This window comes from Microcoleus sp. N9_A1 (assembly GCF_036701795.1).
Classification (GTDB): Bacteria; Cyanobacteriota; Cyanobacteriia; order Cyanobacteriales; family Microcoleaceae; genus Microcoleus.
The window spans coordinates 24575-36519 of the sequence record NZ_JAUBRI010000016.1; the positions used below are offsets into that span (position 1 = coordinate 24575).

General features: G+C 45.2%; 12 protein-coding genes. 4 read left to right on the top strand and 8 right to left on the bottom strand.

Annotated features, from left to right (window positions below; all coding sequences use genetic code 11):
* Positions 1-3 precede the first annotated feature (3 nt).
* Positions 4-477 (bottom strand): hypothetical protein, encoded by a 474-nt coding sequence (locus QUA58_RS10085; protein WP_333252964.1) that lies wholly within the window; start codon positions 475-477, stop codon positions 4-6.
* A gap of 139 nt (positions 478-616) precedes the next feature.
* Between QUA58_RS10085 and QUA58_RS10090 the strand changes: the two genes are divergently transcribed.
* Positions 617-988, top strand: coding sequence for a VOC family protein (locus QUA58_RS10090; RefSeq protein WP_333252962.1), 372 nt, complete (start codon positions 617-619; stop codon positions 986-988).
* A 113-nt stretch (positions 989-1101) separates the two neighbouring features.
* Here QUA58_RS10090 and QUA58_RS10095 read toward each other — a convergent pair whose 3' ends face one another.
* Both QUA58_RS10095 and QUA58_RS10100 read right to left on the bottom strand, forming a co-directional pair.
* Entirely contained in the window at positions 1102-1371 is a 270-nt protein-coding gene (locus QUA58_RS10095) for a hypothetical protein (protein ID WP_333393894.1), read from the bottom strand.
* A gap of 63 nt (positions 1372-1434) precedes the next feature.
* Entirely contained in the window at positions 1435-2106 is a 672-nt protein-coding gene (locus QUA58_RS10100) for a phosphoribosyltransferase family protein (protein WP_333252960.1), read from the bottom strand.
* Between the two features lie 194 nt (positions 2107-2300).
* Between QUA58_RS10100 and QUA58_RS10105 the strand changes: the two genes are divergently transcribed.
* Positions 2301-2987 carry a uracil-DNA glycosylase gene (locus tag QUA58_RS10105; RefSeq protein WP_333393896.1) on the top strand — a complete coding sequence of 229 codons (687 nt, stop codon included), beginning with the start codon at positions 2301-2303 and terminating at the stop codon, positions 2985-2987.
* Positions 2988-3358: 371 nt separating this feature from the next.
* Entirely contained in the window at positions 3359-5242 is a 1884-nt protein-coding gene (locus QUA58_RS10110; protein ID WP_333393897.1) for an SUMF1/EgtB/PvdO family nonheme iron enzyme, read from the top strand.
* Positions 5243-5263: 21 nt separating this feature from the next.
* On the opposite strand, the gene QUA58_RS10115 is transcribed toward QUA58_RS10110, so the two are convergent.
* The 3 genes from QUA58_RS10115 to tyrS are packed head-to-tail and all read right to left on the bottom strand — an operon-like array spanning position 5264 to position 7852.
* The gene (locus QUA58_RS10115; RefSeq protein WP_333393898.1) at positions 5264-5854 is read right to left on the bottom strand and encodes a hypothetical protein; all 591 of its coding nucleotides are present in this window, start codon (positions 5852-5854) and stop codon (positions 5264-5266) included.
* Between the two features lie 36 nt (positions 5855-5890).
* The gene (gene pyrF, locus QUA58_RS10120) at positions 5891-6601 is read right to left on the bottom strand and encodes an orotidine-5'-phosphate decarboxylase (protein WP_333393899.1); all 711 of its coding nucleotides are present in this window, start codon (positions 6599-6601) and stop codon (positions 5891-5893) included.
* A gap of 39 nt (positions 6602-6640) precedes the next feature.
* Positions 6641-7852: a tyrosine--tRNA ligase gene (gene tyrS / locus QUA58_RS10125; protein WP_333393900.1), complete on the bottom strand. Its 1212-nt coding sequence runs from the start codon at positions 7850-7852 to the stop codon at positions 6641-6643.
* 360 nt (positions 7853-8212) lie between these two features.
* Here tyrS and QUA58_RS10130 point away from each other — a divergent pair, with 360 nt between their 5' ends.
* The gene (locus QUA58_RS10130) at positions 8213-10132 is read left to right on the top strand and encodes a transglycosylase domain-containing protein (protein WP_333252945.1); all 1920 of its coding nucleotides are present in this window, start codon (positions 8213-8215) and stop codon (positions 10130-10132) included.
* A gap of 278 nt (positions 10133-10410) precedes the next feature.
* On the opposite strand, the gene QUA58_RS10135 is transcribed toward QUA58_RS10130, so the two are convergent.
* Positions 10411-10734, bottom strand: a complete 324-nt coding sequence (locus QUA58_RS10135) for a DUF1825 family protein (protein ID WP_006632589.1) — start codon at positions 10732-10734, stop codon at positions 10411-10413.
* Between the two features lie 225 nt (positions 10735-10959).
* On the bottom strand, positions 10960-11553 hold the full coding sequence (lepB, locus tag QUA58_RS10140) for a signal peptidase I (RefSeq protein ID WP_333393902.1): 594 nt from the start codon (positions 11551-11553) through the stop codon (positions 10960-10962).
* Between the last annotated feature and the right edge of the window lie 392 nt (positions 11554-11945).

The window sequence follows — 11945 nt, forward strand, 5'->3', positions numbered from 1 at the left end:
TGATTATTTTCCTAACTGATCTTTCCCAGAGTTGGCCCATCGAGGAATCACCGGATCGTTGCCGTTGCGGTAGTCTTCAGCCCATTGTAGCGCCTCTTCCATTTTTTCAATTTCTCTAGCAATCTTTTCTTTAGGCTCATGAGGAACAGAAGGCAAAATTGGCAGTTTTATTTGTAATGATACAATATATTGACCGCACTTTTTATCGTGGAGAGTTCCTTTTTTTAGGGATATTGGCGGGTTTTCCACTCCACCTTCAAATTGTTCTTTCATTACCATAAAAGCACAACTTCCATCTCCATATTCTGCCTCTTCCCGATATAAATCGTTCATAACCTCTTGAGCATCATCTATCGCCATAGCAACTGCACGCGGAAATCTAGATTCTCGATTCTCAATCAACCTAGAATCTGGGGTTGTTGCACTGACTCTTAGTCTTCTAAGATTCTGGTTCTCTTGATTTCCTTTTGGATTCATCTCACTTAGAAGAGTAAAGGGATTGCAGGGCGAGCAATTGATTATACCAAGACTTGCACAGTCACTCCCTTTTAGAGCCGAAGTTTTGATATCGCAGTGAATGTTGTATAATATTACTAATTTGTTACAACCCATTTATATGAGTTTCCAATACAGCGCCGCCCTAGTAACTTTAGCAGACCTCGACAAAGAAGTTCTGGTCAAATTCTACACCAAATTTCTCGACATAGAACCAAATCCTTACATTCCCAATACTTATGCTGAATTTCAACTCCCCGGCTTACGACTCGGCATATTCAAACCCAAAGATTCCCACAAATCCGAATTTGTAAATCGAGCAAAAACAGGCATGAGTTTGTGTTTGGAAGTCAGCGATATCGAAAATGCGATCGCCCGAATTTGGGCATTAGGTTATCCGCCCGCCGGAGAAATTATCAAAGCCTCACACGGTTTAGAAATCTATGCCTTCGATCCGGCCGGCAACCGCATAATTTTGCATCAATCTCATTAGAATGTAGGATAATCGCTAATAATTTGTGAACTCTCGCTCTTCTCTTCCTTTGTGGAACAGGCGTCCCGCCTGTGGTTCTTCGCGTCTTCGCGGTTCGTCAAAAAAAACATCAACTATCTAATCAGTTCAGCAAAACTATAAAAACTGATAATTAATAACAGCAAGGCTGTCAGATGAGTTAGTTGAAATTGAGGCCGCGGGCCGAGGTATTCCCGCACCAAAATTGAAAAAGACGAACCAATTATATAACTCAGAGACAGGGTTAAATACTGCCACTGCAATGTTACACTCCAGAACCCGAGCAAAATCATCGCCAAAGTCAACATCACCAACTCAACAAAGCGAGGCGGATTGTGCTGAGTAGACAGAATCAAAGTGTCCAACCAATATTGCCAAGGTCTCATGTTTTAGCGATCGAGCTTTTAGATTTAGCCTTCTAGCTTAACCTACGATCGCCATTCAGTTTGTTGCAGCAAACACGCCAAAGCCTCCGCCGTCTCCACCTGCGGAAACTGCCCATAAAAGCGACTGACACTGTAAAAAGGGTGAGGAGTCTCCAGAATAATCGACTTATCGGCTATTTTCGCCAAAAAATCCATCAAATCTAGCGGTGCCACAGGCGCGCAAATCCACAAAGCCACCGGTTGCTGCGACAGCAAAGCCTTCGCCGCCACAGCCACCGTCATCCCCGTCGCAATCCCATCGTCCACCAAAATCGCCAAAGCCCCCGCCGCGCTGACATTTGGTCGTCCCGAAGCCAAATCCGCTAACAGAGATTGAGCGCTATTTTCAGCCTGCTGGAGTGCTGATTTTTGCAAGCGTAAATTGTGCTGCTTTTGCTTTTGCCAGATCACCTGGCCATCAGCAGTTGCAGCGCCGATCGCGAATTCCAAATTATCTGGGCGAGTAATTTTCTTGGCGACAACCACATCCAACGCACAACCCAAGCGGCGCGCGATCGGCACAGCAACGGGCAAACCCCCGCGCGGCAAGGCGTAAACAATCGGTTTCACCGCCTTCTGTGTCATTAAACTCAACTTGCCGAACTCGTCCACAACTGCCTCGGCCAGTTTTTCGCCTGCATCGGCGCGATCGTCAAAAAACGGGTTAGAGAACATATTTTTGCCTGTACGAGCTCAACCAAACAATTGGAGATTTGCTGCTCTAATCTAAACTATATAGCAGTTTTCAATCCCATGAAATACAGTAGGGACACGGCACTGCCGTATCCCTACCCAATACCTGTACTTCACTCAAATGAAAACTGGTATAAACTATAATCTCAAAAAAAATCTCTCTAATTGTAAAATATATGTCCAGTGACTTGCAACTCAGTCTTTTTGACAGCAATCAAAGTGCCGCCTTCCAAAACGACTCAATCCCAGCAAATGCCAAAATTCCCATTCCCGCCGGCACATATCAAAATATGGAACAAATCGGCGAGCACTGCAACCGCTGTCACCGCTGCGAATTGGGCAACAGCCGCACCCACGCCGTCATCGGGCGCGGCAATCCTCAAGCCTCAATTTTGATTGTGGGAGAAGCGCCCGGACAAAACGAAGATGAAACCGGATTACCCTTCGTCGGGCGATCGGGCAAACTACTAGATAAGATTTTAGAATCCGTAGAATTGAGTGCAGAAACCGACGTATTCATCGCCAACGTCATCAAATGTCGCCCACCCAAAAACCGCCCTCCCACAGCCAAAGAAATCGAAGCTTGCAAACCATACTTGCTCGAACAAATTCGCATTTTAGACCCCAAAATCATTTTATTAACCGGTGCAACAGCCCTCAAAGGATTGTTAAGCGACAAGCGGCCAATTAGTAAAATCAGAGGTCAATGGATAGAATGGGAAGGACGGCTGTGTATGCCAATTTTCCACCCATCATACTTGTTACGAAATCCCTCCCGCGAACCGGAGACACCAAAATGGTTTATGTGGCAAGATATGCAGGCAGTAAAAGCGAAATTGGATGAATTTAAAACAGTAATATAATCAAAAATTACGCCTAATATCATCTCCAGTCAACCCCAATAGACCTCTTGCAGAAATCTTCGAGTCATAGAGCAACCGCAGATGAAGGGCAGATAAACACCGATTGACGCAGATGGTTTCAGGGTATTTTCGGATTTTTGCAAGAGGTCTAATACTTGTAGGGGCGGGTTCACCAAAAATCTCTGAATAAACCAACAAACTCATAAACCCGCCCCCACCACGCGACAGAATTGTCATTGCTTACAAAATTGTCATTGCGAGGAACGAAGCAATCTTAGTCTTGGCGATTGCTTCGTTCCTCGCAATGACAGACAATATTCCTGAATGCGTAAATTATGTTAATCTTAAAATATTAAAACCCCAAAATTTTTATGAGTCAATGCCTTAATCCCGACTGCCAGCATCAAAACCCACCCATCACAAAATTCTGCCAAAAATGCGGAAACAAACTGCTACTCGGAGACAGATACCGAGCAGTAAAATACATTTCCGAAGGAGGTTTCGGCCGTACATTCAAAGCGGTAGACGAACACCGACTCGATACAATCTGTGTAATAAAACAATTTCTCCCGCAACTACAAGGGAGTGCCGCCATCCAAAAAGCTACAGAGTTATTCAAACAAGAAGCAGTGAGACTGCGAGACTTAGGGAAACATCCTCAAATACCTGATTTGTTGGCATTTTTTGAACAAGATAAACGCTTCTATCTAGTACAAGAATTTATTGACGGTGAGGATTTATTAAAAGAATTACAGCAGCAGGGAAAGTTTAGCGAAATACAGATTAAGCAATTACTGACTGAATTGCTACCGATATTAGATTTTGTGCACAAGCAAAAGGTAATTCACAGAGATATTAAGCCGGAAAACATCATTAGAAATTCTCACGGTTCTCTAGTGTTGATTGACTTTGGAGTGGCCAAGGAATTGAGCGGTAGTGTTTTGACTAGAGTGGGAACTGTGACTGGTACTCCTGGTTATGCAGCACCGGAACAAATGCAAGGTCATGTTTTTCCAGCGAGTGACTTGTATAGTCTTGGTGTAACTTGCATTCGGTTATTAACCGGGTGTTTGCTGGTAGAAAAAAATGGAAATTTGGTTGACGAACTTTTTGACCCGATGCAGATGGAATGGATATGGAGAAATAAATCAGTTTCTCTCAGCAATGATTTGGGTAAAGTATTAGATAAAATGATAATGTTTCCAGTGGGTGCGCGTTATCAATCAGCAGCAGAAGTATTGCAAGCTCTTAATCCTGTCTCAGTAGCACCTACTCAGATATCAGCGCCACCACCGCAATCAAAACCTGTTCAGCCTTCACCAGTAGTACCTACTAAAATATCAGCGCCACCACAAGCAAAACCTTTTCAGCCTTTACCACCAGTACCACCAACTCAAATATCAGCTAAATCTCAACCAAAGGCTTCTCAGTTGAAATCCTTTACTGAAGACTTGGGTAATGGCGTAAATTTGGAAATGATTGCTATTCCCGGTGGAACTTTCACAATGGGTGCGCCGGAAACTGAACCAGAAAGCCAATATAACGAAAAACCTCAACATCGGGTTAAAATTCAACCTTTCCTGAGCGGAAAATATGCTATTACACAAGCACAGTGGAAAGCAGTTGCTAAATTGCCAAGAATTCAATTTGACCTTAACCCAGACCCCTCTTATTTCAAAAAAAATTATTTATTCACAAATATTAAACGACCAGTAGAACAAGTTTCTTGGTATGATGCTGTGGAATTTTGTGCTAGGTTATCTAAAAAGACCGGACGTAATTATCGCTTACCCAGTGAGGCAGAATGGGAATATGCTTGTCGCGCTGGTACAACTACACGATTCTATTTTGGTCAAACAATTACTACTAATCAGGTTAACTATCGCGGCAATTATTCTAACGGTAATTCACCAAAAAGTCAGTATCGAGAACAAACTACAGATGTAGGCAGTTTTCCCCCCAATGCCTTTGGTTTGTACGATATGCACGGCAATGTTTGGGAATGGTGCGCTGATCCCTCACATAAGAACTATCACGGAGCACCGACTGATGGTAGGGTTTGGGATGAGAATACTAATAATAATCGTTATCAAAATCATATTAATTTATTAATCAAGTCTAAAAATGATCGGCGAACCAGGTTGCTGCGCGGGGGTGCGTGGCTCAACTATCCCGACTATTGCCGCGCTGCGTTTCGTAACGACTATTCGCCCGACACTCGCAACTTCATAATCGGTTTTCGAGTTGTCTTATGACTGCGTAAACTTCTTAGCCATTTACACTTCTCCTTTTGCATGACAATCTCGCAACCACAAACGAATCGCCTCAGCAATTGCGCTTTTCTCACTTTCTGGCGGCGACAACGGACGAACATCCGCCACTCTACTAAACCGAGAAACAATTTTTACTAATTCCCAGCCCTTCTCCGTTTTAGTTAAAAACAGCCAGTGATATTGCTGAATCTCCACTCGCTGTCCCCCGCGATACTGCCGTTCTAATGTAGTAATAAAAACTTGACTGGCATTTTCAGGAAGTACATCTTTAAATTTTAAAGGTAGCGGTTCAAACTCCGGGCGACCTGCTACAATTATTTGACGGGACAAGTAACCGGGCGGTGTAGAAGTGTTAGGAGCAAAGCCCGATCGCACAATTACGCGATTAGCATAACTCGGCAAATCTTGCAACAGGCGATCGACCAAAGTTTCTAACTCAGCGGGACAGGGCGATCTGGCTAATAAACTATACTGATTTCCATTTAGACTGTTAGCATCATCGATCGCAAAATCAACTGCTATAGTCGGATATTCAACCGTAGATATTAGCAGATAAACACAGATAAACGCTGATGAAATTTTATCTGTGTTCATTTGTATTTACCTGCGGTTTAAAAAACATTCATATTGTTATTCAATCTCTTCACAAATCCGCGCAAAAGCCGCCACCGGATCGTCGGAAGCTGTAATCGGACGCCCTATCACCAGATAATCAGCACCTGCTTTAAATGCCGCTTTTGGAGTCATCGATCGCTTTTGATCGCCCCCATCAGCCCATTTCGGACGCACCCCCGGACAAACTAACAGAAAATCATCCCCGCAACTCCTTCTTAACTGTTCCACCTCTTGTGGAGAACAAACAGCACCAGCTAAACCCGTTTCCTTAGCCAACAATGCCATGTGCAAAGCATATTCTGGCAACTCCAAAGGTATTTTCAACTCAAAAGCCAACTGTCGCGAATTCAAACTCGTCAACAGCGTAATTGCAATCAATTTAGGAGTCGGTTTATCAACCGCCGCCGCCCCTTCTACCAAAGCTAACTGTGCCGCTTTCAAAGCATCTTTACCACAAGTAGAATGGATAGTCAATAAATCCACGTTGTACTTAGCCGCAGCCCGACAAGCACCAGCCACAGTATTCGGAATGTCGTGAAACTTCAAATCGAGAAAAATCCGCTTTTCCCGCTGTTTTAAAATTTCCAAAATCCCAGGCCCGGAGCTCACAAATAGCTCTAAACCGACTTTCCAGAAAGATACATCAGGTAACTTGTCCAGAAGTGCGATCGCCTCTTCTTGACTAGGGACATCCAAAGGAACAATAATTCGATTATCAGCGTTCATCAGCGTTCATCAGCCTTCATCAGCGGTTAAAAAAGATATTCAAGACATCAATCGCACAAACTTATTCTTCCCAACCTGCAAAACTTTACCGCATAAATCTGCAGGTGATTCAAACGTAAGGTTAACATCAGAAGCCCGATCGCCCTCCAACTTCACCCCACCGCCCTGCATCAACTTCCGTGCATCACCGCTGCTCTTGCAAAGCCCGCTAGCACTAAGGATATAAAACAACTTAGCCGGAAACTGGACATTTGCCAAGGAAAACTCCGCCACAGCATCAGCCTGTCCCGCCGCACCTTTGATCAGAGTCATTGCATCTTGTTGTGCCCGATCACCCGCTGCTTTCCCCCAATACTGACTTACCACATCCACAGCTAAAAGTTTCTGTTTTTCGCGCGGATTTTCTGGCAATTCATCAAACGGCAAATCTGTCAATAGTTCAAAATACTGGGCGATCGAACTATCGGCAATTTTCTCCAACTTAGAATACATCGTCAGCGGGTCTTCAGACAAACCGACATAATTATTCAAAGACTTCGACATCTTCTGCACCCCGTCAGTCCCCAGCAAAATCGGCATCAGCAAACCAAACTGCGGTTTCATCCCAAAATGCCGCTGCAAATCTCTCCCCACAGCAATATTAAATTTTTGGTCAGTTCCCCCCAACTCCACATCCGCCTCCAAGGCCACGGAATCGTAACCCTGCATTACTGGATACAGAAACTCGTGCAGGTAAATCGCATTTTCCTGCTGTATCCTGTTGTCAAATCCCTCTTTAGCGAGCATCTGCTGCACCGTCATGGTCTTCAGCAGCTCCAAAACCTTCGCCAAGTCCAATTTGGACAACCACTCGGAGTTATAGCGAATTTCCAAGCGTCCGGGTGTGTCAAAATCGAGAATCCGACGCACTTGATCTAAATAAGTCTTGGCATTTTCCGCCACTTGTTCCTCTGTCAACTGCGATCGAACTTCAGATTTCCCTGTCGGATCGCCAATTCTTGCGGTAAAATCTCCGATGAGCAGTACCGCCGTGTGTCCTGCGTCCTGAAAAGCTCTCAGCTTGCGGACGCAAATGCTGTGTCCCAGGTGAATTTCGCTCCCTGTGGGGTCAATTCCGAGTTTGACTCGCAACGGGCGATCGACTTTTGTCAGCAATTCGGCCAGATTTTCGTCAGGGTTGCTAGAATCAGGTCGATCGGGAAAAATCTCGCTGATGCCGCGGTAAAGCGCTGAAAGGTTAGGAGTTATCATAGGGGAGCGATCGGAAACCATAATATTTTGCCGGCCTTGCAGCGGAATCAGTTAAACTCACTGATTCACGCATACAAACACACTTAACAAGCTACCATAATCCCAAAGCGACCCTGCTTTTCTTGGCTAACCCCGCCCAAAAACACCTACCGTGCCCCCGACAACAGTCGCGGCGAGCCCCAAATTTTAGACAAAGAGTTCAAACTCCCAAATTCATCTGCCGCAAGTAAATCTAAAATCTAAAACTGGTAATAAGCGAAGCCGAAGTATCTAAAATCTAAAATCGACTGACAGCCTCCAGAGTTCGCATCTAAAATTACAAGTCTTAACCCCAAAATCGAGTGAGGAAGTGAAATCCACGTGTCAACTAACGCAGTCCGCAAACATACGGAAAACTCAGCCCCTGTATTCGAGTTTGTTCAGTCAGTCAGCAAAGTGACCGCCGGAACTATACTCAGCATGACAATGCTTGCCAGTTCCGTAGTCGCTGGTGGACTGGTTGGCTTAGCGATCAGCTTCCGCAATTTGCCAGATGTTCGGATCTTGCAAACCTACTCTCCTACAGAAACTACCCACATTTATGACATCAACGGCAAGCCCCTAGCCAGCATCCACGACGAAGCCAACCGGGATGTCGTACCCCTTGAGCAAATATCCCCGAATCTGAAACGAGCTGTTCTGGCGATCGAAGATAGCAACTTCTTTACTCACAAAGGCATCAACCCCGGCGGGATAGCCCGAGCCCTCATAGTCAACCTAGAGAAAGGTAGAACCGTTGAAGGCGGCTCGACTATGACTATGCAGCTAGTCAAGAACCTGTTTCTTTCTCCGCAGTCAAAATTTAGTCGCAAAGTAGCTGAAGCGGTAATGTCTATCCGCTTAGAGCAAATACTCAACAAAGACCAAATTCTGCAACTATATCTGAATCAAATCTACTTAGGTCACAACTTGTACGGCGTAGAGACAGCCTCTCGAAGCTATTTCAACAAGTCAGCCAATAATTTGACTCTTTCAGAAGCAGCGATGCTCGCCGGCTTAATTTCCGCCCCCGAAGAATACAGTCCTTTTGTCAATTACAAGTTGGCAAAAGAGCGGCAGGAAATCGTTTTAAACCGGATGAAAGATCTCAAATGGATTACGGTGGCGGAAGCGGATACCGCCCGATCGCAAAAAATTAAGCTCGGCAAAATTACCTCCTTTGGCGGCTCTCAAGTTCCTTACGTCACGCAAGCCGTAGTCCAGGAACTGACAAGGCGTTTCGGGCGAGATGCCGTGGTTAAGGGAGGAATGCGCGTTCAAACCACGATCGACCTCAAAATGCAGCGCATAGCCGAAGAAACAGTCAAAGCGTGGCACAATCGGCTTTACTACCAAGGCCTGTTTTACGATCGCGACGAAGGTCAAATTGCCCTAGCCGCCGTCGATCCCCGCACCCACTTCGTCAAAGCAATGGTGGGCGGCGTCGATTACGAAAAGAGCCAGTTCAACCGCGCCATTCAAGCACGCCGCCAGCCCGGATCTTCTTTTAAGCCTTTTATCTACTACGCTGCCTTTGCTAGCGGCAAATACACCCCGGATTCAGTTGTCTACGACTCCCCTGTCGGCTACCGCGACGGCGACGGCTACTACTACCCTCAAAACTACGGCGGCGGCTTCTCCGGTGCCGTCAGCATCCGCAGAGCTTTGGAAGTATCTCTGAACATTCCCGCCGTCAAGCTTGGCCAAGAAGTCGGATTGAATAAAGTGATTGAGATTTGCCGCGTACTCGGCATCAGAAGTCCGATGGAACCCGTGATTTCTTTGCCGTTGGGTGCCGTTGACCTGACTCCTTTAGAAATGGCCGGAGCTTTTGCTACCTTCGCGAACAACGGCTGGCATTCTGACACCACATTTATCGTGCAAGTCACTGACAGCAGCGGCAACGTCTTGCTCGACAATACCCCCAAACCCAAATTAGTTCTCAATTCCTGGGCGGCCGCATCTGTCAACAGCGCCCTGCAAGGGGTAATTAACAGCGGAACGGCAAGGGCTGCTCAACTTGGGCGACCGGCTGCTGGGAAAACTGGTACAACTTCCTCAGAACGGGATATCTGGTTTGTGGGTTACGTGCCACAGTTGTCGGTGGCTGTTTGGATGGGCAATGACAATTATAGACCGATGAGCTACGGTGCTACTGGCGGTACTATTGTCGCCCCTGTTTGGCGTGATTTTATGAGCCAAGCTTTGCAGGGAGTTCCCGCAGAAAATTTCAAACCTGCTTCATCTTTTGAGCGGCCTTAATTATCAGTTGACAGTTGACAGTTGACAGTTGACAGTTGAGCGAAGGAAGAGTTAAAAGTTGACTGTTGATTGTTTAGCGAAGGAATAAGGAAGAATTAAAAGTTAACAATTAACAATTAACAGTTAACTGTTGAGCGAAGGAATAAGCAAGGAGAAAAGAAGTAATGGGTAATTACCAACTGTCAACTGTCAACTGTCAACTGTCAACCGTCAACTGTCAACTGTCAACTGTCAACTGTCAACTGTCAACTGTCAACTGTCAACTGTCAACTGTCAACTTATGATTGTTTTTCCAGCTCAGATTTCATCCGCTCCAGCGTTGAGTTCATTTGCTCAAACATCTGCTGGGGCGTGATACCAAATTGATTGAGCTGTGTTTTTAACTGCTCTACAGTCATCTGAGCCATGAAGTCCTCAGAAAGCTCAAAGCGCTTCATAAAAATACGGTAGCGCTCCATCATTGATTCCATCTGAGCGATGAACATTTTCTTGCCTTCGCGATCGAATTTGCCGTAATTGCCACCTAGTTTGATGAGAGATTGATAGTCTTCAAACAACAGCTTGGCTTCTTGCTGAACAATTTCTGAATCAAAAAATCCCATAGCTTTCCTAATTTTTTAATATTCTACTAATTTTGATCGAGGCGAGAAATGCCCGCTGCTTTTTCTACCATTTTATCAGTTGCCGGAGGAAGTCCCTACCCCTTAAGGCGCAAGAATAAGTAGAAATTTCCGTACAGCATAAGGCATGGGCATGGAGCATTGGGCATTGGGCATTGGGCTTGCGATGTCAACAGTCAACAGTCAACAGTCAACAGTCAACAGACTTCAAACTTGCCCGATGCGTTCTAGAGGCCAAAACCGCACTACAGCGCGGCCGATGATGTTCTGCTTAGGTAAAAATCCCCACCTGCTGGAGTCGTTGCTGTTGTTGCGGTTGTCTCCCATCACAAAGTATTCATTTTCTGGGACGCGATAAGGTCCCCACTGGTATTTAGGAGGTTCGGCAATATATTTTTCGACCAGGGGTTTGTCGTTGAGATAAACTAAACCTTTTTTAACGGCGACGGTTTGACCGGGTAAGCCAATTACCCGCTTGATGAATGCTTGGTCTTGGGTAAAGCCTTGTTCTTGCAACTTTTCGGGAGGGGCAAATACTACGATGTCGCCAGTTTTGGGAGGTTCGAGGTAGTAGGAGATTTTTTCGACTACGACGCGATCGCCCACGTGCAAAGTTGGTAGCATAGAATCTGACGGTATGTAGCGCGGTTCCGCGATTAACGCTCGAATCACTATTGCTAAAGTCAAAGCAATAATCACTATCTGAAGATTTTCTCGCTGTGACTTCCACGCTTTATGCCACCAGGTTTCAGGCGGATTTTCTGCTACTTCTGTACCCAACTTATTTTTTTCAGATGTCATGAAAGTCCTCGCTATATAGTTGCCACTAATTATCTGATTAAGCTCATCAGCATTTAAATTGCATCTCAAGAAATAATCAAACCATGAGCTGGCTGGACAAGCGAACCCGCCCAAAATACACAATTTAAATGCAGTACAGCTTACCATTGAAGTATGTCGCTGTTAATTACTAGACTTGAAGTGCAGGCATTCGCAAACAGTCTTGAAATTATCTGCGTTTATCTGCGTTTATCTGCGGTTTCCCTATCAATCAAAAATTTATGCAATAAGTCTACTCTTGATATTAACTCATAAAAAAGGCAGAGAATTTAAATTCTCTACCTTTTTTATGTGAGGATTTCGAGTGATTTGCGATCGCGAGATTAGTTATTTCACAATTTTACTCGCGATGC